The organism is Actinoplanes sichuanensis (genome assembly GCF_033097365.1).
Lineage (GTDB): Bacteria > Actinomycetota > Actinomycetes > Mycobacteriales > Micromonosporaceae > Actinoplanes > Actinoplanes sichuanensis.
Genome location: NZ_AP028461.1, coordinates 3,119,446 through 3,139,960, shown reverse-complemented (window position 1 = coordinate 3,139,960; position 20,515 = coordinate 3,119,446). Strand labels below are relative to the sequence as shown.

Sequence of the window (20,515 nt, the reverse complement as noted above, 5' to 3'; positions counted from 1 at the left end):
GTCAGGCGCGGGCACGGCGGGCGGCCCAGGTGACCAGGGCGGCGCAGACGGCGGTCAGGACCAGCGTCGCGGTGGTGACGGCGTTCTCGAAGGCGTGGGCGGAGGCCGTACCGCTGGTGAGGTCGGCGAGGGAGCCGGTGAGGGCGGCGGCCACGATGGTGCCGGTGACGGCCATGCCGATGCTGGCGGCGACCTCCTGGCTGGTGTCGCTGAGGGCGGCGCCGGTGGAGGTCTGGTCCTCGGGCAGGCCGCGCATGACGGTGACACCCGCGATGGTGGCGACGACGCGCATGCCGGCGGCGGTGAGCGCGAGGGCGACCGCGATCCAGGCGTAGTCGTAGCGGCCGAGGAGGGCGTAGACGAGCAGGCCGGTGATCACGGCGGCGGCGCCGATGCGGGCGGCGCGCTGGGTGCCCAGTCTGGTGACGATCTTCTCGACGAACGGGCCGATCGCGAGCATCACGATGACCTGCGGGAGGTTGCCGAGGGCGGCCTGGGCGGGGGTCCAGCCCCAGACGAGCTGCAGTTGCAGGGAGACGCTGAAGGCGATGACGGCCATGCCGAGGCCCATGGCCGCCTCGTAGGCGAGGCTGGCCGAGACGGCGGGCCGCTTGATCAGGGCGAAGTCGAACAGCGGGTGGGCGGTGCGGCGTTCGTGGACGACGAAGACGATCGCGGCGGTGAGGGCGCCGAGGCCGGCCAGCCACGGGGTGGCGTTGCTCCAGCCCTCTTCGACGGCGAGGGTGGCGGTCCACAGGGCCAGGACGATGGTGACGGTGCCGAGCAGGGCGCCGGGCAGGTCGAGCGGCGAGGTGTTGCGCTGGGCCGGGTCGTCGGCCGGGATGCCGCCGCGGATGCAGAGGATGGCGAGTACGGCGATCGGCACGTTCATGACGAGCAGCGTCTGCCAGGGCAGCACCTGCAGGACGAGACCGCCGACGGTGGGGCCGAGGGCGAGGCCGACGAGGCCGACGGTGGTGATCAGTGAGGTGGCCCGCATCAGCAGGTTCTCGGCGTCGAAGAGGCGGAAGCAGAGGGCCATGGTGCCGGGGGCGGTCATGGCGGCGGTGATGCCGATGACGGCGCGGACCGCGATCAGTTGGCCGGGCGTGTGCACGACCAGGACGGCGAGGTTGGCCAGGGCGAACAGGACGAGGCCGAGGAGCATCATCCGGCGGGTGCCGAACCGGTCGGCGATGGCGCCGAAGGCCATCATCAGGCCGCCGAACAGCAGGGAGTAGCCGGAGGTGATCCACTGCAGGTCGGTGGCGGAGGCGTGCAGTTCGCGGGCGATGGTCGGCAGGGCGACGTTGAGGACGGAGTTGTCGAGCATCTCGACGAGGAAGACGACGGACAGGCCGAGGATGGCCGGCCAGACGGCTCGCAGGGATCCGGCGGCGGCCGGCTTCTCCAGGGTGATCGCACTCATATGCGGACCTTTCTCGAATTTCACTGGAACGTCGTTCCAGAAACTAAGAGTGGAACGTCGTTCCAGGCGTGTCAAGATGGTCGTATGGCTACCAGGACCGCTCACGACGCCCTCTCCCGAGACCGCATCGTCGACACCGCGATCGAGATGCTCGACGCCGGCGGTGAGAGCGGACTGACCTTCCGTGCGCTCTCCACCAGGCTGAAGACGGGGGCGGGGGCGATCTACTGGCACGTGGCGAACAAGGACGAACTGCTCGCCGCGGCCACCGGTGCGGTCCTCGCCGACGTGCTCCGGGGTGACGAAGCCGACACCACCCCGCAGGACGCGATCCGGGCCATCGCGCTCGGCATGTTCGACGCGATCGACGGCCATCCGTGGATCGGCGGGCAGCTGGCCGGGCTGGCGTCCCGCTCGGCGTCGCTGCGGATCATCGAGCGGATCGGCCAGCAGGTGCAGGCCATGGGGATGCCCGCCGGTCAGCGGTTCTTCGCGGCGTCCGCGCTGTACAGCTTCATCCTCGGGGTGGCCGGGCAGAACGCGGCGAACGCCCGGGCCCGGGAGCACGGCACGAGCCGGGCCGAGACGCTCGGGGCCGAGGCGCAGCTGTGGGCGAACCTGGACGCGGCCGAGTTCCCGTTCCTACGCGGGGTCGCCGCCCAGCTCGGCGACCACGACGATCGTGAGCAGTTCCTGGCCGGCATCGACCTCATCCTGGCCGGCATCGGCATCGCCCGGTGACCCCGTTCGCCAGGTGGGGGCTGGTCGATCCGCGGGCGCTGACCGACCGGGTCAACGGCACCTGGGCCGCCGAACGCGACGGCCGACCGGTGATCGTCAAGTTCTTCACCGAGCAGGACTGGCGCTATCCGCTCCGGGTGGCCGCCGCGCTGCGGGCGCTGGGCTGGCCCACCCCCGAGCCGATCGAGGCGCCTCTGGTCGTACCGGAGGGGGCATGGGTGATGTTCGAAAGGCTGCCCGGGGTGCCGAGGGATCGGGGGCCGGACGAGCAGCGGGCCCGGGGGCGGTTGCTGGCCGAGCTCCATGCGGCCGCCGCGGAAACCGGCATCACCGATCAGCGCGGTGGCTTCGCGACGCCCGCCGAGGTGGTCGCGGATCCGGAGCTGGAGCACTGGCTGCGGACGTACGAGGCGGCGCGGCCCGAGGAGGGCGGCATTCTGCGGCGCTGCCGGGACGCGGCGGTGAGCTGGTTCGACGCGCATCCCGCGCCGGACGCGCCGCGCGGCGTCATCCACGGCGACTTCGCACCCTGGAACCTGCTGTACGACGACGGCCGGCTGACCGGGCTGATCGACTTCGAGGCGTCGCACCACACGTTCCAGGTGGCCGACTTCGTGCTGTCCTGGCGCGGCTACCAGGACGAGGTGCTGCGCGGCTACCAGGAGGTGCGGCCGCTGTCGGAGCTGGAGCGGGAGATGATCCGACCGGTCTACCGGGCGTGGATGTTCCTCGGTCTCAAGAAGCGGCCGGCCACCGGTCGGCCACCCGACCTGACCTGGCAGCTCACCCACATCGGGCGGTTATGACCAGAGGTCGCGCTGGGTGAGCAGGGCCTCGGCGAAGGCCAGCGGGGACATCAGGCGGCCGCGCTCGCGCTCGGCGTCGGTGATCGGGACGACGTTGAGGATGCGGACCGCTCCCTCGCTGGTGCGCACGTAGTCGAGCGCCTCCGGGGACAGCGGGCCGGACAGGAACACCGAACGGCGGCCCGGGAAGGCCGGGAACTCGTCACCCAGGCCGATCATGTGACCCCAGTCGAGCTGGTCGCCGGTGAGGAACGGGTGTACGGCGAGATTAGCCAGCCGTACCGCCACGGCATGCTCTTCGGCACGCTGCAACCGGCCGCGCCGGGCCAGGCGCAGCTCGGCCCGGCCTCCCCCACCGGGTCCCGGAGCCGACGGCATCGGCTGCGCGGCCATGCCGATGGTCGCGAAGGTGGTCAGATCCATCGACCGGTAGACGAATACGTCGAGGCGGGGCAGCGGACCATACGGGTCTTCGAAGAGGAAGCCCTCGTCCTCCTCACCGTCACGGTCACGGTAGGTGAGGAACACATCGCGGAGAATCGCGGGTGCAGGCATGTCGGTCTCCGCTCCAAGCTCAGGAACAAGTTACAGGTGGGCGGGCGCCCATGATCATCCCTTCGCTCCGGCGGGGCGATACTACGCGGCCGTTCCGGCGTACGATCGCCGCGTGCTGGCATACGTCATCGGTATCACGCTGTTCGTCGCCGGGTTGTGTCTGTCCCTCGCGCTGCACGAGGCGGGTCACCTGCTGTCGGCCCGTGCCTTCGGGATGCGGGTGCGACGGTTCTTCGTGGGCCGCGGCCCGACGGTGTTCTCGTTCCGGGTGAAACATGCGGACGGCGACACCGAGTACGGTCTGAAGGCCCTGCCGATCGGCGGATTCTGTGACATCGCGGGCATGACCACGCTCGACGATCTCACTCCGGACGAGCGCCCCCGCGCGATGTGGCGCCACCCGGCGTGGAAACGCACCGTGGTGATGGCGTCCGGCGCGTTCACCCACGTGCTGCTGGCCATGGCGATCCTCTACGGCATGGCGGTCAGCATGGGCCTGCCCAACCTGAACCCGGTCGCCGAGCCGATCGTCGCGGCCACCACCTGCCCGGCCGGCACGTGCCCGGCCGCCGACGCCGGCATCCGTCCGGGTGACCGGATCACCGCGGTCGGCGCGACCGCCACCCCACTCTGGCCGGACGTGATCACCGCCGTGCAGCGGGCGAAGGGCCCGACGGCGGTGACCGTGCTGCGCGACGGCCGGTCGCTGACGGTGACCGTGGCGGTGGCGCGGGTGACCCGGGACGGTGCCGAGGTCGGGATGATCGGGGCGACCGCGCGGACGCCCGCCGCCTACCTGACCTACGGCCCGGTGGACGCGGCCGGCGCCACCCTGGCGTTCACCGGTGACCTGTTCGGCCGTACCTTCGATCAGCTCGCGGCCTTCCCGCAGCGCCTGCCCGCGGTGGTCGCCGCGATCGGTGGCGCCGAGCGCAGCGCCGACACCCCGATCAGCATGGTCGGCGCGAGCCGGCTCGGCGGCGAGGCGGTAGAGCGCGGGCTGTGGGAGGTGTTCCTGCTGCTGCTGGCCAGCCTGAATCTGTTCATGGCGGTGTTCAACCTGCTGCCCCTGCTGCCACTGGACGGTGGGCACATCCTGGTGATCTGGTTCGAGCGGAGCCGGGACGCCGTGCGCCGGTGGCGGGGCCTGCCGGCGGCCGGGCCGATCGACTTCACCAGGCTCTACCCGGTCACGATGGCGCTGGTCCTGATCGGCGGTGCGGTCATGTTGCTGACCATCACCGCCGACGTGGTGAACCCTATCCGGCTGTCGTGACCACGGCCGCGGCCGCCGGATACCTCCGGTTGAGCCAGATCTGCTGGCCGAGGGCGAACAGGTTCTGCGTGGTCCAGTAGAGGATGACGCCGACCGGGAAGATCAGGCCGGAGACGAGCAGCGACAGCGGGATGCCGTAGAGCATGACCCGCTGGACGGTGCGCTGCTGCGGGTTCTCCGACCAGCCGGTCTTGAGGATCGACATCCGGCTGGTCAGGAACGTGGTGGTGACCATCAGCAGGATCAGGACTCCGGCGACGATCTGGACGGCGCCGCCGGACTGGAAGGTCGAGGCGATCGGCGCGCCGAACAGGTGGGCGCCCGAGGCGTCCAGGAACTGCGTCTCCGACCAGCCGTAGAGGGTGCGGGTGGCGACGTCCTCGATGGCCGGGTTGAGGTGGCGCAGCACGTGCAGCAGGCCGATGAAGATCGGGATCTGGATCAGCATGGGCAGGAACGCGCCGAACGGGCTGACCTTCTCCCGCTGATACAACTCGGTCAGCTCACGCTGCAGCGACTGCGGGTCGCCCTTGTGCTTGGCCTGCAGCTCCCGGAACCTCGGCTGCAGCCGCTGCAGGGCCTGCTGGGAGCGGACCTGGCGCAGGAACAGCGGGAACAGCGCGACCCGGACGGTCAGCACCAGGAAGACGATGCCGAGCACCCAGGCCCAGTCGGTGCTCAGGCCGTGCGGGTCGCCGAGCAGGGCGTCCCAGGTGGAATGCCAGAACAGCAGGACGGCGGAGATCATGGAATAGATGACGGACATGGTGGAACCCCCAGGGGCGGCTGTCGACAGGATGATCGGCAGCGGCCACCCGACGCGGGCAGCAGCGAGGTCAGGCGGCCGCGGGGGCCGCGGTCGGTCCTCGGGGGCGGGTGCGCCCGGATGCGTCCGGATCACGGTGGCGGGGCACGCCGGTGCGCACGGCGCGGGTGCGTAGAGCGCCCGCGGTGGCGTGGCCGTCGGCGGAGGGGGTGCGGCGGACCAGCAGGACCCGGGCCAGGACGGCGATCAGGACCACGCCGACCAGGGCGCTCGCGCCACTGGCCAGATCGGACGTGCCGGTGGCCTCGGCCAGCATGCCGACCAGGCGCCAGAGCGCGTCCCACCATTTCACCGGCACAACCTAACACCCGTTGTCGAGGATCCCGTATCTCGCCATGATCATCGCCCGGCGCTGACGGTTGACGGCGCGCACACGCCTACCCACGAAGAATACGTCGGCCAGCGTCCACACGCCGAGGCCGCCGAGTGTGAACAGCATCGCGACCGAGCGCCAGGTGTCGCCGAGATAGAAGCGGTGGCCGCCGATCAAACCGGTCAACCCCCAGAGGAGGTACGCCACCCGCGTCTCCTTACGGACCGAGGCGAACTCGTGCTCGGCCCGCAGCACACGCAGGCGCTCCCATTCCGGTAGCGGTGCGGCGACGGTCATCGGCGGATCTTAGCCCGTCATAATTTCTGAACTTTCTTAACAGATATCTTGACGGCGGGTCTCGGTATCTAGTCGAATCGATATACCTCTCATCCCTCTCGCACCATGCGTCCCCCGGCGCACGGAAGGTGAAGCATGCCCAGAAAACGGGTGTTATCCATCCTGGCCACGATCGGTGTCGCGGTGGCCGGTGCCGCCGCGGCGATCCTGCCGATGACCGCGTCCAACGCCGCCGAGGCCTGCGTCGCGGCGTACAACAACTCGGCCGTCTACACCGGCGGGCAACGGGCCTCCTACAACGCGCGCAACTGGACCGCCAAGTGGTGGACCCAGGGCGAGGCGCCCAGCACCGGCGGCTCCGGAGTGTGGGCCGACAACGGCGCCTGCGGTGGCGGCACCACCAACCCGCCCACCACCTGCAACTATCCCAACTGGGTGGCCGGGCAGTTCTATCCGGCCGGGTCGATCGTGCGCTACACCAACGGGCAGTACTACCGGGCCACCAACGAGAACCCGGGCTACGACCCGGTGATCAGCACCTGGTACTGGTCGCCGTACACCTGCACCGGCGGCGGCACCACGAACCCGCCGACCAACCCGGGCTCCTTCCCGGTGTCCGAGGCGCAGTTCAACCAGATGTTCCCGAACCGGATCGCGTTCTACTCGTACGCCGGCCTGATCGACGCCGTGAAGAAGTACCCGGCGTTCACCACCACCGGCAGCGACACCGTGAAGAAGCAGGAGGCGGCCGCCTTCCTCGCCAACATCAACCACGAGTCCGGCGGTCTGGTCTACGTCGAGGAGATCAACCAGGCGAACTGGCCGCTCTACTGCGACCGCAGCCAGCCCTACGGCTGCCCGGCCGGGCAGAGCGCCTACCACGGTCGCGGCCCGATCCAGCTGAGCTGGAACTTCAACTACAAGGCGGCCGGTGACGCGCTCGGCATCGACCTGCTCAACAACCCGGACCGGGTCAAGAACGAGTCGTCGGTGGCCTACCAGACGGCAGTCTGGTACTGGATGACCCAGCGCGGGCCGGGCACCATGACCCCGCACGACGCGATGGTCAACGGCCGCGGCTTCGGCGAGACGATCCGCAGCATCAACGGCTCCCTCGAATGCAACGGCGGCAACCCGGCGCAGGTGCAGAGCCGCGTCGACGCGTACAACCGCTTCACCTCGATCCTGGGCGTCGCCCCGGGCGGCAACCTGTACTGCTGATCCGATCGCACGAAGGGGCCGGCCGGATGGTCGGCCCCTTCGTCGTCACCGCCGTCCGGCACCACGATCGCGTCGTTGTCGCCGAAGGTGCGGGCGTACTCCCCGCCGATCGGTACACACTGTGCCGCGGACCGGGCGGGCGACTAGTCCTCGAAGGCGACCAGGTGGCGCTCGCGGGCCCGGGTGAGGTGCAGACGCATCGCCGCCTCGGCCCGGTCCGGGTCGGCGGCGTGGATGGCGGCGGCCAGGTCGCGGTGCTCGTCGTTGGTGATGGCGATCTGGCCGTACGGGAAGTAGCGGCGGTGCAGGTGCAGGTGGGAGTGCAGCCGGTTGATCGACTCACGCAGCAGTGGATTCGCCGCGTACCGGGCGACGAGGTCGTGCAGGCGGGCGTCGAGGGCGGTGAACGCGGCGTGCCAGTCGCCCTCCTCGCCGCCCTCGATCGTGCGGGCCGCCTCGGCCACCAGGCTCTCGCGCTCGGCGTCGGTGGCGCGCTCGGCGGCCCAGCGGGCGGCGGCGCACTCCAGCAGCAGGCGCATGTCGAACATGTCGTGGAACTCGGCGACGGTGAGCAGCGGGCTGACCGTGTAACCGGCGCGGGGCCGTTTGCGGACCAGGCCCTCGGACTCCAGGCGGGCCAGGGCCTCGCGGACCGGGGTGGGCGAGACGTCGAGCTCGCGGGCGAGCGCGTCGATGTTCACCCGGTCGCCGGGTTCGAGGATGTGCTCGAGCACCGCGGAGCGCAGGGTCTCGTAGACGTCGTCGCCGAGGGTGGGCCGGTGCAGGCGGGCCACCGCGAGGGGCCTGGTCATAACGGTGATCCCTTGACTTACGTCGATGCGGGCGAGTAGACCTCCACCAAGGATCCTATAGGATCTACGAAAGGGAGAGGGCCATGAACCCGCTGGAACGGGTCCGGCTCGGGCGTACACCGGCGCACGTCACCCGGCTCGGGCTGGGGATGGCCCCGCTCGGCGGTCTGTACTCGGCGGTCGGCACCGAGACCGCCCGGGCCACCGTGGAGCACGCCTGGCGGCTGGGGATCCGGTTCTTCGACACCGCCCCGCTGTACGGCAACGGCCTGTCCGAACGGCGGGCCGGGCCGGTGCTGGCCGGTAAACCGCGGGAGTCGTTCGCGCTGTCCACGAAGGTGGGCCGGGTGCTGCGGCCGGGCGGCTCGGACACCCAGGACATCTGGGCCGAACCGACCGGGGTCACGCCGGTCTTCGACTTCAGTGCGGCGGGGGTGCGCGGGTCGTACGCCGAAAGCCTGGATCGTCTCGGTCTCGACCGGGCCGACATCCTGCACCTGCACGATCCGGACGAGCACTACGACCAGACCGTCGGCGAGGCGCTGCCGGCTCTGGTGCGACTGCGGGAGCAGGGCCTGATCTCGGCGGTGTCGGCCGGGATGAACCAGGCCCGGATGCTCGCCGACCTGGTCCGCACCGGTCACCTGGACGCGGTGCTGCTCGCGGGCCGGTTCACCCTGCTGGACCAGTCCGGCGCCGACGAGCTGCTGCCGCTGTGCGCCGACCGCGGGGTGTCGGTGATCGCCGCGGGCGTGTTCAACTCGGGGCTGCTGGCCACACCGGGACCGGGCGCCACCTTCGACTACGCGCCCGCCGATCCGGGCCTGGTCGACCGGGCGCTGGCGATCCGCGCGGTGTGCCGGCGGCACGGTGTTCCGCTGCGCGCGGCCGCGATCCAGTTCCCGTTCACCCACCCGGCGGTGACGTGTGTGCTGGTCGGTGCGCGCAGCCCGGCCGAGGTCGAGGACGCGGTCGGGATGTCGTCGGTGGTGGTCCCGGACGAACTGTGGGCCGATCTGCGTTCGGAGGGACTGATCAGGTGATCATCGACGCGCACCAACATCTGTGGACCGCCGACTACGCGTGGTTGCGGGATCCGTCGCTGGCCCGGATCCGCCGCGACTACACGGTCGACGACCTGCGGGCGGTGATCGGCGCGGCCGGAGTGGACCGGACGGTCCTGGTCGAGGCGGGACGCTGTGCGGCGGCCGAGACCCGCGAGTTCCTGTCGACCGCGAACGACACACCGGAGATCGCCGGAGTGGTCGGCTGGGCGAGCCTGCTCGATCCCCTGCTGGCCGTGACGATCGACGCCTACCGGGCCGGTCCGGGCGGGCACCTGCTCGTCGGGATCCGCGACCAGGTCCAGGCCGAGGCCGACGACTTCCTCGACCGGCCGCGGGTCCGGGCCGGGCTGGCCGCCGTGGCCGACGCCGGGCTGGTCAACGAACTCGTGGTCCGTACCGCGCAGCTGCCGTCGGTGGCCCGGGCCGCCGCCGCGCTGCCGGAGTCCACGTTCGTCCTCGACCACCTCGGCAAACCCCCGATCGCCGCCGGTGGGCTGCACGGCTGGCGTTCGCTGCTCGTCCCGGTCGCGGCCCGGCCGAACGTGATCGCCAAACTGTCCGGCCTGGTCGCCGAGGCCGACTGGGCGACCTGGACCCCGGCCGACCTGAAGCCGTACGTCGACACCGCCGTCGACCTGTTCGGCACCGACCGCCTGATGTTCGGCTCGGACTGGCCGGTCCTCGAGGTGGCGGCCGGCTACACCGAGGTCAAGGAGGCGATGAGCGACCTGCTCGGCGGCCTCCCGGCGGACGTCTTCGGCGGCACCGCCAAAAGCACCTACCACTTGGAGCTCATGTGAGATACCTGCGAGTCGGACCCGCCGGCAGCGAACGGCCGGTCGCCGAGTCGGGCGGCCGGTACTTCGACCTGACCCCGGTGACCGCCGACATCACCGGCGCGTTCCTGGCCGCCGGTGGCGTCCGGTCCACGGCCGGCCTCCCCGAGACCGACATCGCCGGTGAGCGTCTCGGCCCGCCGATCGCCCGACCCGGTGTGGTGCTGTGCATCGGGCAGAACTACGCGGCGCATGCGGCCGAGTCCGGTGCCGCGCCACCGGCGCAGCCGATCATGTTCTACAAGGCGCCCGGCACGATCGTCGGCCCGCACGACGACGTGCTGATCCCGCGCCGGGCGGTCCGGGTGGACTGGGAGGTCGAGCTCGGTGTGGTGATCGGGCGGACCGCCCGCTATCTGGAGTCGCCGGCCGACGCGGCCGCGCACATCGCCGGGTACGTGGTGTCCAACGACCTGTCCGAGCGGGAGTTCCAGCTCGACCACTCCGGTGGGCAGTGGTCCAAGGGCAAGTCGTGTGAGACGTTCAACCCGCTCGGGCCGTGGCTGGTCACCCCGGACGAGGTCGGTGACCCGGGCCGACTGCGGCTGCGTAGCCGGGTCAACGGCGAACCGCGGCAGGACTCGACGACCGCCGACATGATCTTCGACGTCGCCTACCTGGTCTGGCACCTGTCGCAGTACACCGTCCTGGAGCCGGGCGACCTGATCAACACCGGCACGCCGGAGGGGGTGGCACTGTCCGGGCGGTTCCCCTACCTGGTCGCCGGTGACGTGGTCGAGGTGGAGATCGACGGGCTGGGCGGCCAGCGCAACACGGTCCGGGACGCGACGTGAAGATCATTTCCTTGGACACGTTCGACGTACGCTTCCCGACCTCGCTGGAACTCGACGGCTCGGACGCGATGAACCCGGACCCGGACTACTCGGCCGCGTACGTCGTGCTGCACACCGACTCCGGCCTCGAGGGGCACGGTTTCACGTTCACCATCGGCCGTGGCAACGAGGTCTGCCGGGCCGCCATCGAAGCGCTTGCGCCCCTGGTCGTGGGCCGGCCGGTGGACGACCTCGGCGAGTTCGCGCGGCGTCTCACCCACGACTCGCAGATCCGCTGGCTCGGCCCGGAGAAAGGGGTGGTGCACCTGGCCGCGGCCGCGCTGATCAACGCCGCCTGGGATCTGGCCGCCACGACCGCCGGCAAACCGGTCTGGCGCTACCTGGCCGACCTCGCCCCGGAGCAGATCGTCGACCTGGTCGACTGGCGGTACCTCACCGACGCGTTGGAACCGGCCGAGGCACTCGACCTGCTGCACGCGGCCCGGCCCGGCCGCGAGGAGCGGATCGCGCTGCTGACCGAACGGGGGTATCCGGCGTACACCACGTCACCGGGGTGGCTCGGCTACGCCGACGAGAAACTCGTCCGGCTGGCCCGGGAGGCGGTGGCCGCCGGGTACCGGCAGATCAAGCTCAAGGTGGGTCACGACCTGGACGACGACGTACGGCGGATGGCGCTGGCCAGGCGCACGGTCGGCGACGACATCCGGATCGCGGTCGACGCCAACCAACGGTGGGACGTGCCGGTCGCGGTGCGGTGGATGACCGCGCTGGCGCCCTACGACCCGTGGTGGATCGAGGAGCCGACCAGCCCGGACGACATCCTCGGGCACGCCGCCGTCCGTACCGCGCTGCGTCCGGCCGGGATCCGGGTGGCGACCGGCGAGCACGTCCAGAACCGGGTGATCTTCAAGCAGCTGCTGCAGGCCGACGCGGTCGACATCGTGCAGATCGACGCGTGCCGGGTGGCGGGGGTCAACGAGAACCTGGCGATCCTGCTGCTGGCCGCGAAGTTCGGTCGGCCGGTCTGCCCGCACGCCGGTGGGGTCGGACTGTGTGAGCTGGTCCAGCATCTGTCGATGTTCGACTTCGTGGCGGTGTCCGGCAGTCTGCAGGACCGGGTCATCGAATACGTCGACCACCTGCACGAGCACTTCGTCGACCCGGTCGTCGTCCGCGACGGCGCCTACCGACTGCCGTCGGCGCCGGGCTTCTCGGCGCGGATGCGGCCGGAGACCCTGCACCGGTTCTCGTTTCCGGACGGACCGGTCTGGTCGTCCACCACGGAAGGTTGAAGATGACGTCTTTCAGTTCTCTGGTAGCGGTCGTCACCGGCGGGGGTTCCGGCATCGGGGCCGCGGTCACCGCCGGGTTCCGGGCCCGGGGCGCCCGGGTCGGTGTGCTCGACCTGCAGCCCGGCGAGGCGGCCGACGGGCTGCTGCCGGTGGTCGCCGACGTCGGTGACCGCGGTTCGCTGGAGGCCGCGATGGCGGCCGTGGCCGGGACCTTCGGCGGTATCGACATCCTGGTCAACAGTGCCGGGATCAGCTCGGTCGGGTCGGTCGAGGGCAACGACGACGCCGAGTGGGCGCGGGTCCTCGACATCAACGTGACCGGGATCGCCCGGGCCTCGGCGGCCGCGCTGCCCTACCTGCGCCGGAGCGGGCACGGTGCCATCGTGAACCTGTCGTCGATCGCGGCGACCGCCGGTCTGGTGCAGCGGGCGCTCTACTCGGCGTCGAAGGGCGCGGTGCACGGGCTGACCCTGGCGATGGCCGCCGACCTGGTCGGCGAGGGCATCCGGGTGAACTGTGTCGCTCCGGGCACCGTCGACACGCCGTGGGTGGCGCGGCTACTGGCCCGCACCGCCGACCCCGAGGGCGAACGGGCGCGACTGGCGGCCCGGCAGCCGACCGGGCGGCTGGTGTCGGCCGAGGAGGTGGCGGGTGCGATCGCCTACCTGGCGTCGCCCGAGTCCGGGGCCACCACCGGGATGTCACTCGCGGTCGACGGCGGCATGTCGGGGCTGCGGCTGCCCGCCCGTTAACGATCGGTGAGCGGGGCGATCACGTCGACCCGGTTGGTCCACAGCCAGCCGGACCAGCCGGGGGGTACGGCGTCCAGGTCCTCCGGCTGGTCGAAGCCCTCCGACCAGTCGCCCTCGCCGCCGACCAGGATCACCCGGGTGTCGGCGTCGCGCATCCGGTCGGCGAACAGGTGGGGCCAGCCCCACAGATATCGGCCGTAGCGCTGCGGCAGGTGCAGCTCGGTGTGGTGGCAGTCGTCCGGCACGTGGCCGGTCCAGCCGGTCGCCAGGTAGTCGATCAGGCAGTCCTTCATGATCGCCTTCGACGTGGTCCGGATCTGCGGCAGCCGGTCCCGGACGGCTTGGACCGAGTGGTCGCCGCCGTACACGCTGATCGTCTTCAGCCGCTCGGCGGGCAGGGTGGCCAGGTACGCGGCGAGTGCCGTGCCGTCGGCCGGGTCGTCGTCCTTCAGGTCGACGAGCAGTTCCCGGTCGGGGAACGCGGCCACCACCTCGGGCGCGGTCGGGAGCAGGCCCACCGCTTTGCCGCGCAGTGGCCAGGTGGCGCCGTTGTCGGCGGTGTAGCCGTAGCCGAGGTCGAGTTCGCGCAGCTCGGCGAGGGTGTGGTCGGCGACCCGGCCGGTGCCGTCGGTACGGCATTCGAGCGTCGGGTCGTGGAACACCGCCAGCTGCCCGTCCGCGGTGAGCTGCACGTCGAACTCCAGCATGTCGGCGCCCGCATCGAACGCGGCCCGCATCGACGCGAGGGTGTTCTCGACGTAGCCGTGTTCGGGCGGATGGATCCGGGTCGCGGTGCAGGTGTCGTTCTGCACCCCGTCGAGCGGGAACGTCTGGGCGATCCCCCGGTGCGCGAGCAGCTCCGGACGGCCCTCCCCGGTGCCCCACAGCACCGAGGAGTTGCCCGTCCACAGACCCGCGGCCACCAGCACGATCACGGCCGGGGCGATCCACAGTCGACGACGGCGGCGGCGTGGTTCGGGCTCAGACATCCGGACAGCATGCCATTGCCGGTCAAATCAACTCGACGAAGCCGTTCGTCCCGTGCACCCGGATCTGCTGTCCGTCTTCGATCAGCGTGGTGGCGTTCTCGACGCCGACCACGGCGGGCAGGCCGTACTCGCGGGCGATCACCGCGCCGTGGGTCATCTGGCCGCCGACCTCGGTGACCAGGCCGGCGATCGTCACGAACGCGGGCGTCCAACTCGGATCGGTGTAGGCGGTGACCAGGATGTCGCCCGGTTCCAGGTCGGCGTCGGCGACGTCCAGGACGACCCGGGCCCGGCCCTGCACGGTACCGGCCGAGACCGGCAGACCGGCCAGCGCGCCGTCCGGGAGATCACCGCGGCGGTACGCCCCGTGCACCGCCTCACCGTCGGAGGTCAGCACCCGCGGCGCGGTCAGCGTCTCATGGAACGCGAACGCCTCCCGCCGCTCCCGGATCAGCCGCTCGTCGGCCCGCCGAGTGTGCACCACGTCCCGGAACTCCTCCAGGGTGAGGAAGAAGACGTCCTCCGGGTCGCCGATCACCCCGGCGGCGGCCAGCCGGCCCGCCTCGGCCAGCAACGCCCGCTTGTAGATGAGGTAGCGGCTGACCAGGTAGTACTTCGGGTATTCGCGGTAGCCGATGAAGGTCCGCAGCCGATCGATCTGCTGTTTCGTCTCGGTCGCCTTCGCCTCGCCGTCCGGCAGCTCCCGCAGCCGGGCCAGCACCTCCGCCTCCTTCTGCTCGGCCTCGCGGCGGCCCTGCTCGAAACGGCGGGCGGCGGCACCCGGCTCGGCGTTGCGAATGTTGCTGAGCAGCATCGGCACGATCGCCGACGGCTGCTCGCCCCACCGCGGGCGGGTGATGTCGATCTCGCCGACGCACCGCATCCCGTACACCTCGAGGAACCCGTCGATCGCCGCCCGAGCCTCCCGGCCTCCGATCACCTCCGGCAGGCGGTCCAAGCCGCCGTCTTCGGAGAGCAGATCAACGACTCGGGGGTACGGCCGGAGCACGTCCGCCACGTCCAGCAGCGCCATCCCCATCTCGGAGGTGACGTTGTCCGGTGCCGAGCGGGTCAGTACGTCGGCGACGTTCTTCTCGCCCAGCCACTGTTCCAGGTGCTCGTTGAGCCACCAGGTGGCCTGCATGCCCGCCATGATCGCCGGCATGTTGCGCGGGTCGAACAGCATCTGCCGGATCTCCTGGACGTCGGCCAGCACGAAGTCCAGCAACTCCGGGCCGGTCTTCGTGGCGATGTCCCGGCGGACCTCCTCGATCATGCGTTTGCGGTCGTCGATCAGCCCGGCCACGATCGCCGGGTCGGTGTCGATCGGCTGCGAGGTGGGCGGGCCGGGGACCGGCGGGTGACCGGTGTCCTCGGCGAGCGCGATGAAACCGCTGTCCACCACGCTGTGCAGGGCGTCGCCCATCAGCGGGTCGGACTGGGACATCATCGCCAGCAGGCTTGGGGTGACCCGGCCGGTGACATCGACGAACAGGCGGCCGCCGGCGTCGCGCATCTGACCCGGGGACGTCAGTTTCCACACCGACAGGCCCAGCGGTTTCATCGCCTCGGTCATCATCTGCTGGTGGCCCACCGAAACGTACGCGCGTGGGGTGTCGTCGGTGCTTTCCGGAACGGGGAAGAGCGTGGTGATCGGACGGCTCTGGACGATCGCGAAACCGTCGTCGTCCAGGCACCATTCGATATCCTGCGGACGGCCGAAATGTGCCTCTATCTGACGCCCGAGCCGGGACAGCCGTACAATCTCCGGGTCTTGGAGAACCGGGACGTCCTGCTGTCCTTCGCTGATCGTCTGCCGTTCGGTCCCGCCGGCCTCCGAGGGTTTGATCTGGAGCCGCTTCGCGGCGATCGTCCGTTCGACGACCGCATCGTCACGGACCTTGTAGACGTCCGCGTTGACCAGGCCGGAGACCAGTGCCTCGCCGAGACCGAAACCCGCGTCGATCGAGGTGACCCGACGGTTTCCGGTGACCGGATCGGCGGTGAACATGATTCCCGACGCCTTCGGGAAGACCATTCGCTGCACGACGACGGCCATCCGCACGGACCGGTGGTCGATGCCGTTATGCAGCCGGTAGGCGACCGCCCGGTCGGAGAAGAGCGAGGCCCAACAGCGCCGCACGTGGCCGAGGACCTCGTCGCGGGGCACGTTGAGGTAGGTGTCGTGCTGGCCGGCGAACGAGGTCGCCGCCGAATCCTCCGCGGTCGCGCTCGACCGCACCGCATACCGGGCGTCCTCCAGTGCAGCGGTGATCGCCGCCGCCAGATCCTCCGGAATGGGCATCGTCTCGATGATTTCCCGAGCGGTTTCCGGGTCCTTCTCGAATGCCGGCGCGACCCGGTCGAATGCCGCGGTCGTCACCACGAATCCCGGCGGCACCCGGAGGCCGTCGATGGCGGAGAGCTGCCCCAGATGTGCGCCTTTACCGCCGACCAGTTCCCGGTCGGTCTCGTTCAGATTCACGACGTAGCGGAACACCGCTGACCGTCCTCTCACCTTGCGGGCAGAAACGACCCGATTCTGCGCGCACCCCGGGGTCTTGCGGCAAGAGCCCACCTCCGATATAGCTTAGAAGTGGAAGGGGCCGGTCACGGCCCGTCCAGGAAGGCGTTGAGCTGCGCCCGTGTCTGAGGTTTCACCTCCACGAAGAGCAGCCGCACGTCACCCAACTCGTCACCGCCACCACCGACCTGGCACGTCACGTCGACCGACCCGGCCGGCAGCAGGACCTCCAGGTGGACCTGCGCGCCGCGGGTCAGGTCCTCGGACAGCCGGATCAGCGCGTCGTCGCCGACGTCGTCCAGATCGACGACCACGTGGGCCCCACCGACCGACAGGTTCATCGTGCGGCCCGGGAACAGGTGCCCCGACGGCAGCACGACCACGACCGGCACCTCGACCGGGATCCGCTCGTTGCGGCGCCGCTCGATGCCGCTGGTGATCTCGTCGACCCGCAGGTACACACCGGGCATGCTGTTCGCGGGCGGCGCCACCACCGTCCCGGTGATGCTGAACCCTTTGCCGTTCTGCGTCCACAGCACGTTGACGTCGACGCCGACCATCGCGAACACGGTGAGCCCCAGCCGCAGCGTGCCGTCGACTTCCCGGTTGACCCGGCAGGTGCGCGCCTCCCCACCACCGATCGACACGGTGACGCTCGGGACAGCCCACGGCTGCGGAATCTCGGTAGTGCTGCCCATGTTCGTCGGCTCTCTCGTGCTGGACGGCCGGTTCCTCCCACCGGGAACGGTAACGGCACAGCGGGGTCACGCACTCCGGATCACCGACGGCAGCCGCTTCAGTGTCGCCTTTCATAGGATGCGGCGATGGCGCGAATCCTGGTGACGGGCATGTCCGGGGCGGGCAAGACGACGGTCCTCGACGAATTGCGGCGTCGGGGCCACCTGACCGTGGACACCGACTACGACGGCTGGGAGTCACCCGACGGCACGTGGGACGAGCCCCGGATGACCGCCCTGCTGACCACCCACGAAACCGTGATCGTCTCCGGCACCGTGGCGAACCAGGGCCGGTTCTATCACCGCTTCCACCACGTCGTGCTGCTGAGCGCCCCGCTGGAGGTCCTGCTGCGCCGGGTCGTCGACAGGCCGAACCCCTACGGCCGGACACCCGACCAGCGGGCCGAGATCGCCGAGAACCTGCGCACCGTCGAGCCCCTGCTGCGGCGGGGCGCCACGCTGGAGTTGGACGGGCGCCGCCCGGTCACCGACCTGGCCGACACCATCGCGGCCCTCGCCGTCGGCGTGGTGTGATTCCGGTCATGATCCGTTCGTCCCTTGCCGGTCTCTTCGCGGTCGCACAGCGGCGGGCGGCCGTCACGGCGCTCAGCCTCGTCTTCCTGGGCACCACGCTCGCCGCGCTGACCGGCTTGGCGATCGAGCAGACGAGCAGCGTGGATCCGTCGCCGTTCGTCGTCGTCATCGGGGCCGCCACCGGCGTGGGCACCGTGATGTTTCTCAGGAGAGCCGCTCACCAGGGACGATGACCGGTCCGGATCCGGTGGTGAGATAGGCCCGGAGACGGTCACGCCCGTGCGGCAGCCCGTAGTCGGAGATGAGCAGCCTCACGTTGGTGAAGTCCACGCCGTCGTAGAGCCAGGCGCCGGGTGTGTCCACCAGCGCCCGGACCACCCGCCGCCGGCGCTCGGTGAGTTCGGGGAAGGCGGTTCCGGCCGCGATCGGCCCGCCCGGAAACGCCTGCCGCAGCAGCACCCCGATGGTGGTCAGCGCCGGCTCGGCACTGACGTGCGCGAGGCGGACCAAGGCCGGTTCGAGTACGTCCTCGACGATCGATTCCAGGGACAGCAACGCCAGCCCCGCGACGTCGCCGTTCAGGTAGCCGATGGTCGGTTCGGTCGGATGGTCTCCGGTCGCCCAGCGCAGCAGTTCCGCCCGGCCGCCGTCATCGTGCAGGTGGGCCAGGGCGACCGCCGCCGCCCAGCGCATCAGGGGCCGCTCGTCGGTCAGCGCCCGCTCGGCGATCGGCACGCCCTCCGCAAGACCGAGCAGTCCCAGCGCGACGAGAGCGGTCGGGGTGTTCAGCCGGGCCAGAACGGGCACCGACTCCGGCCGCCCCGGATACCAGCCGAGCAGATAGGCGGCGGAGTCCGCGAGTTCCGGTTCGGCGGTCAACGTGTCGAGCAACGGCAGCCCGCTCGCCACCGCGTGGTAGGCACCGGCCTCATCGGGGCCGAGCTCATCACGCCGCACACCGCCGGGCAGCCACGCCGCGTCGGCACCCACCGCGATCAGCCCGAGCAGATACAGGAGCAGATCCCGATCCGGTACGGCCGGATCGGCGACCAGTTCCAGCAAGGCCGGCACGGCGGCAGCACTGGCCGAGTATCGGTTCCCCTGATGGGTGATGCTCGCGTACAACTCCCCGAACGCCACCCGCCGTTCCTCCTCATCGGCCGACCGCAACGCCGTCAGATGCCCGGGGGTGTCCTCGGCCGACCCGTACGCATGTCGCAACGTCGCCCAGTCGACCATCGGGCCATCATGCCGGAGCCGGCCGGCCCGGGGTCGCCCCGGTGTCGTCAGCGCAATGCTCATGTCGAAATTCCGCAGCCGCTGCCCACGGACCTCGACCACCCGGGCGGCGTCGACGACGAACCCGAAGCGCTCGAAAGCGGGCCGGGCGGTCAGGCTGGCGTGCACCCGCAGCCGCCGGTGCCCGGCCGCGGTCGCCTCCCGCAGAACACGGTCGACCAGCGCGCGAGCCACCCCACGGCCACCGGCGTCGGGGTGGACGAAGAGCATGTCCAACAGCCCGTCATCGGTGAAGTCGCTGAATCCCACGACGACCCCGTCAAGACAGGCGACATAGGTGTACGAGGCCGCGCGCCGCCCCCGCCACCGAACCTCGTCGAAGTCGGCCGGGGCCCAGGCCTGAACCTGCTCGGGTGTGTAATCCCGGCTGGCCGTGCCATGAACGGCCGCATGAAACACCCGCCGCGTCGCCCCGGCGTCAGCCTGCTCGTAGCGGCGGATCACCAACTCCCCGAACGGCGGAACATCGCTGGACATGACCAGATTCTGAACCATCGCAGCTGTTGAACCATCGCAGCGCATACGCCGGCGCGGAACCGCGGCCGGGCGGCAGCGCGTGGGTCGTACTGTGCGGCCTGTGATTTCGGAGGAGATATTCTCGCGTCTGGTCGAGGCGCAGGCCGCTTCGGACGATCCGGGAGCGGCGCAGGCCCGGACGCTCGGGCTGCTCGCCGTCTTCAATTCGCTGTGGGAGTTCTACCTGCTGGCTCCGAACGGGGACGTCTTCGTCGACCGGGACGACGGTGCTCCCCTGGCCGCCACCTCGGCCGAGCGCGACCTCGCGTACGTCCAAGCCGCTCGTCGTTTCCCGGAGCTGCGTCATCTGATGCCGGAGCGTCGGCCGGGCACCCGCACCTGCCCGCAGTGTGGTGGTTCCGGAGTGGTCGTCCTGGCCGACGGTCGCACCGTGTTCTGCGGCCCGCCCTGCAACTCCCGAGGCTGGACAGACCGGTAGGAGCCCGGACGCCGCTATCGGCGATGGGCCAGCAGCTGCACCGCGGTGGCCCGGCTGCCGTTCATCGTCGGCACCTCGAGTCGGCGTTCGGCTGTCAGGTCGAAGTCGGCCAGCAGACCGCGGAGGTGCTCGCGGTCGTGGTGTCGGCAGACGGCGCCGTCCGTGGTGGTGAAGACGCCGTACGGCGTACCGGCCGGGGATCGGTGGTATCGGTCTTTGTGGTGGTCGTCGGTTTGCAGCATCAGGTCGCTGACGTAGAGGACACCGCCGGGGGCCAGGAGTCGATGCAGTTCGGCGGTCAGTTCGCGTTGGGCCGTGTCGGACGGGACGCAGGTGAGCACGGCGAAGAGCATGATCAGCTCGAAACTCGCCGGCGGGTGGTTCAGCGCGGGTGGTGCGTGAAGGTCTTCGACGCTCCGGTGGTCTCCCAATAGCGGTCCATGCGCGTGCACTCTAACGA

General features: G+C 70.6%; 23 protein-coding genes. 12 read left to right on the top strand and 11 right to left on the bottom strand.

Annotated elements, in window-relative coordinates; genetic code table 11:
• Position 1: 1 nt before the first annotated feature.
• Positions 2 to 1,429 carry an MFS transporter gene (locus Q0Z83_RS14100; RefSeq protein WP_317794350.1) on the bottom strand — a complete coding sequence of 476 codons (1,428 nt, stop codon included), beginning with the start codon at positions 1,427 to 1,429 and terminating at the stop codon, positions 2 to 4.
• An 84-nt stretch (positions 1,430 to 1,513) separates the two neighbouring features.
• On the opposite strand from Q0Z83_RS14100, the gene Q0Z83_RS14095 reads away from it, so the two are divergent.
• Positions 1,514 to 2,170 (top strand): TetR family transcriptional regulator, encoded by a 657-nt coding sequence (locus tag Q0Z83_RS14095; RefSeq protein WP_317794349.1) that lies wholly within the window; start codon positions 1,514 to 1,516, stop codon positions 2,168 to 2,170.
• Positions 2,167 to 2,976 (top strand): phosphotransferase enzyme family protein, encoded by an 810-nt coding sequence (locus Q0Z83_RS14090; protein WP_317794348.1) that lies wholly within the window; start codon positions 2,167 to 2,169, stop codon positions 2,974 to 2,976. Before Q0Z83_RS14095 ends, Q0Z83_RS14090 begins: the two co-directional genes overlap by 4 nt.
• Here Q0Z83_RS14090 and Q0Z83_RS14085 read toward each other — a convergent pair.
• Complete coding sequence (locus Q0Z83_RS14085; RefSeq protein ID WP_317794347.1) at positions 2,971 to 3,531, bottom strand: suppressor of fused domain protein; 561 nt, start codon at positions 3,529 to 3,531, stop codon at positions 2,971 to 2,973. The two genes, Q0Z83_RS14090 and Q0Z83_RS14085, sit on opposite strands and share 6 nt — an antisense overlap.
• Before the next feature lie 115 nt (positions 3,532 to 3,646).
• Between Q0Z83_RS14085 and Q0Z83_RS14080 the strand changes: the two genes are divergently transcribed.
• A complete protein-coding gene (locus tag Q0Z83_RS14080) occupies positions 3,647 to 4,807 on the top strand; it encodes a M50 family metallopeptidase (RefSeq protein ID WP_317797075.1) in 1,161 nt (386 codons plus the stop codon).
• Here Q0Z83_RS14080 and yidC read toward each other — a convergent pair.
• The 3 genes from yidC to Q0Z83_RS14065 form a co-directional block, all read right to left on the bottom strand.
• Positions 4,791 to 5,573, bottom strand: a complete 783-nt coding sequence (gene yidC / locus Q0Z83_RS14075; RefSeq protein WP_317794346.1) for a membrane protein insertase YidC — start codon at positions 5,571 to 5,573, stop codon at positions 4,791 to 4,793. The genes Q0Z83_RS14080 and yidC overlap by 17 nt on opposite strands.
• Positions 5,574 to 5,643: 70 nt before the next feature.
• Positions 5,644 to 5,925, bottom strand: coding sequence for a DUF6412 domain-containing protein (locus Q0Z83_RS14070; RefSeq protein WP_317794345.1), 282 nt, complete (start codon positions 5,923 to 5,925; stop codon positions 5,644 to 5,646).
• A 9-nt stretch (positions 5,926 to 5,934) separates the two neighbouring features.
• A complete protein-coding gene (locus tag Q0Z83_RS14065; protein ID WP_317794344.1) occupies positions 5,935 to 6,243 on the bottom strand; it encodes a TM2 domain-containing protein in 309 nt (102 codons plus the stop codon).
• Positions 6,244 to 6,378: 135 nt separating this feature from the next.
• Between Q0Z83_RS14065 and Q0Z83_RS14060 the strand changes: the two genes are divergently transcribed.
• A complete protein-coding gene (locus Q0Z83_RS14060; protein ID WP_317794343.1) occupies positions 6,379 to 7,464 on the top strand; it encodes a glycoside hydrolase family 19 protein in 1,086 nt (361 codons plus the stop codon).
• Positions 7,465 to 7,607: 143 nt separating this feature from the next.
• Here Q0Z83_RS14060 and Q0Z83_RS14055 read toward each other — a convergent pair whose 3' ends face one another.
• Positions 7,608 to 8,276, bottom strand: a complete 669-nt coding sequence (locus tag Q0Z83_RS14055) for a GntR family transcriptional regulator (protein WP_317794342.1) — start codon at positions 8,274 to 8,276, stop codon at positions 7,608 to 7,610.
• 83 nt (positions 8,277 to 8,359) lie between these two features.
• On the opposite strand from Q0Z83_RS14055, the gene Q0Z83_RS14050 reads away from it, so the two are divergent.
• From Q0Z83_RS14050 to Q0Z83_RS14030, 5 genes are read left to right on the top strand one after another with little or no spacing between them, the layout of a single operon-like run.
• Positions 8,360 to 9,319: an aldo/keto reductase gene (locus Q0Z83_RS14050; protein WP_317794341.1), complete on the top strand. Its 960-nt coding sequence runs from the start codon at positions 8,360 to 8,362 to the stop codon at positions 9,317 to 9,319.
• A complete protein-coding gene (locus tag Q0Z83_RS14045) occupies positions 9,316 to 10,143 on the top strand; it encodes an amidohydrolase family protein (RefSeq protein WP_317794340.1) in 828 nt (275 codons plus the stop codon). The genes Q0Z83_RS14050 and Q0Z83_RS14045 overlap by 4 nt, the downstream gene beginning before the upstream one ends.
• Positions 10,140 to 10,973 carry a fumarylacetoacetate hydrolase family protein gene (locus tag Q0Z83_RS14040; RefSeq protein ID WP_317794339.1) on the top strand — a complete coding sequence of 278 codons (834 nt, stop codon included), beginning with the start codon at positions 10,140 to 10,142 and terminating at the stop codon, positions 10,971 to 10,973. The genes Q0Z83_RS14045 and Q0Z83_RS14040 overlap by 4 nt, the downstream gene beginning before the upstream one ends.
• Entirely contained in the window at positions 10,970 to 12,265 is a 1,296-nt protein-coding gene (locus Q0Z83_RS14035) for an enolase C-terminal domain-like protein (RefSeq protein WP_317794338.1), read from the top strand. Before Q0Z83_RS14040 ends, Q0Z83_RS14035 begins: the two co-directional genes overlap by 4 nt.
• A gap of 2 nt (positions 12,266 to 12,267) precedes the next feature.
• Positions 12,268 to 13,017 (top strand): SDR family NAD(P)-dependent oxidoreductase, encoded by a 750-nt coding sequence (locus tag Q0Z83_RS14030; RefSeq protein ID WP_317794337.1) that lies wholly within the window; start codon positions 12,268 to 12,270, stop codon positions 13,015 to 13,017.
• Here Q0Z83_RS14030 and Q0Z83_RS14025 read toward each other — a convergent pair.
• The 3 genes from Q0Z83_RS14025 to Q0Z83_RS14015 all read right to left on the bottom strand — a co-directional run bounded on the left by Q0Z83_RS14025 (position 13,014) and on the right by Q0Z83_RS14015 (position 17,228).
• Entirely contained in the window at positions 13,014 to 14,006 is a 993-nt protein-coding gene (locus Q0Z83_RS14025; protein WP_317794336.1) for a glycerophosphodiester phosphodiesterase family protein, read from the bottom strand. The genes Q0Z83_RS14030 and Q0Z83_RS14025 overlap by 4 nt on opposite strands.
• Positions 14,007 to 14,028: 22 nt before the next feature.
• Positions 14,029 to 16,506, bottom strand: a complete 2,478-nt coding sequence (gene rph, locus Q0Z83_RS14020; protein ID WP_317794335.1) for a rifamycin-inactivating phosphotransferase — start codon at positions 16,504 to 16,506, stop codon at positions 14,029 to 14,031.
• A 110-nt stretch (positions 16,507 to 16,616) separates the two neighbouring features.
• Entirely contained in the window at positions 16,617 to 17,228 is a 612-nt protein-coding gene (locus Q0Z83_RS14015; protein WP_317794334.1) for a PilZ domain-containing protein, read from the bottom strand.
• Between the two features lie 126 nt (positions 17,229 to 17,354).
• On the opposite strand from Q0Z83_RS14015, the gene Q0Z83_RS14010 reads away from it, so the two are divergent.
• On the top strand, positions 17,355 to 17,801 hold the full coding sequence (locus tag Q0Z83_RS14010; RefSeq protein WP_317794333.1) for an AAA family ATPase: 447 nt from the start codon (positions 17,355 to 17,357) through the stop codon (positions 17,799 to 17,801).
• An 8-nt stretch (positions 17,802 to 17,809) separates the two neighbouring features.
• A complete protein-coding gene (locus Q0Z83_RS14005) occupies positions 17,810 to 18,034 on the top strand; it encodes a hypothetical protein (protein WP_317794332.1) in 225 nt (74 codons plus the stop codon).
• On the opposite strand, the gene Q0Z83_RS14000 is transcribed toward Q0Z83_RS14005, so the two are convergent.
• Positions 18,006 to 19,577: a GNAT family N-acetyltransferase gene (locus tag Q0Z83_RS14000; RefSeq protein ID WP_317794331.1), complete on the bottom strand. Its 1,572-nt coding sequence runs from the start codon at positions 19,575 to 19,577 to the stop codon at positions 18,006 to 18,008. The genes Q0Z83_RS14005 and Q0Z83_RS14000 overlap by 29 nt on opposite strands.
• Before the next feature lie 100 nt (positions 19,578 to 19,677).
• Between Q0Z83_RS14000 and Q0Z83_RS13995 the strand changes: the two genes are divergently transcribed.
• Entirely contained in the window at positions 19,678 to 20,055 is a 378-nt protein-coding gene (locus Q0Z83_RS13995; RefSeq protein WP_317794330.1) for a hypothetical protein, read from the top strand.
• A gap of 14 nt (positions 20,056 to 20,069) precedes the next feature.
• On the opposite strand, the gene Q0Z83_RS13990 is transcribed toward Q0Z83_RS13995, so the two are convergent.
• Positions 20,070 to 20,486: a class I SAM-dependent methyltransferase gene (locus tag Q0Z83_RS13990; RefSeq protein WP_317794329.1), complete on the bottom strand. Its 417-nt coding sequence runs from the start codon at positions 20,484 to 20,486 to the stop codon at positions 20,070 to 20,072.
• Positions 20,487 to 20,515: the final 29 nt, after the last annotated feature.

What these genes read in the sequence shown, in the direction of transcription:
- yidC (WP_317794346.1), bottom strand. Translation starts at nt 5,573, where the DNA reads ATGTCCGTCATCTATTCCATGATCTCCGCCGTCCTGCTGTTCTGGCAT.
- Q0Z83_RS14085 (WP_317794347.1), bottom strand. Translation starts at nt 3,531, where the DNA reads ATGCCTGCACCCGCGATTCTCCGCGATGTGTTCCTCACCTACCGTGAC.
- Q0Z83_RS14000 (WP_317794331.1), bottom strand. Translation starts at nt 19,577, where the DNA reads ATGTCCAGCGATGTTCCGCCGTTCGGGGAGTTGGTGATCCGCCGCTAC.
- Q0Z83_RS14100 (WP_317794350.1), bottom strand. Translation starts at nt 1,429, where the DNA reads ATGAGTGCGATCACCCTGGAGAAGCCGGCCGCCGCCGGATCCCTGCGA.
- Q0Z83_RS14025 (WP_317794336.1), bottom strand. Translation starts at nt 14,006, where the DNA reads ATGTCTGAGCCCGAACCACGCCGCCGCCGTCGTCGACTGTGGATCGCC.
- Q0Z83_RS14010 (WP_317794333.1), top strand. Translation starts at nt 17,355, where the DNA reads ATGGCGCGAATCCTGGTGACGGGCATGTCCGGGGCGGGCAAGACGACG.
- Q0Z83_RS14015 (WP_317794334.1), bottom strand. Translation starts at nt 17,228, where the DNA reads ATGGGCAGCACTACCGAGATTCCGCAGCCGTGGGCTGTCCCGAGCGTC.
- Q0Z83_RS14005 (WP_317794332.1), top strand. Translation starts at nt 17,810, where the DNA reads ATGATCCGTTCGTCCCTTGCCGGTCTCTTCGCGGTCGCACAGCGGCGG.
- Q0Z83_RS14095 (WP_317794349.1), top strand. Translation starts at nt 1,514, where the DNA reads ATGGCTACCAGGACCGCTCACGACGCCCTCTCCCGAGACCGCATCGTC.
- Q0Z83_RS14065 (WP_317794344.1), bottom strand. Translation starts at nt 6,243, where the DNA reads ATGACCGTCGCCGCACCGCTACCGGAATGGGAGCGCCTGCGTGTGCTG.
- Q0Z83_RS14050 (WP_317794341.1), top strand. Translation starts at nt 8,360, where the DNA reads ATGAACCCGCTGGAACGGGTCCGGCTCGGGCGTACACCGGCGCACGTC.
- Q0Z83_RS14060 (WP_317794343.1), top strand. Translation starts at nt 6,379, where the DNA reads ATGCCCAGAAAACGGGTGTTATCCATCCTGGCCACGATCGGTGTCGCG.
- Q0Z83_RS14030 (WP_317794337.1), top strand. Translation starts at nt 12,268, where the DNA reads ATGACGTCTTTCAGTTCTCTGGTAGCGGTCGTCACCGGCGGGGGTTCC.
- Q0Z83_RS14055 (WP_317794342.1), bottom strand. Translation starts at nt 8,276, where the DNA reads ATGACCAGGCCCCTCGCGGTGGCCCGCCTGCACCGGCCCACCCTCGGC.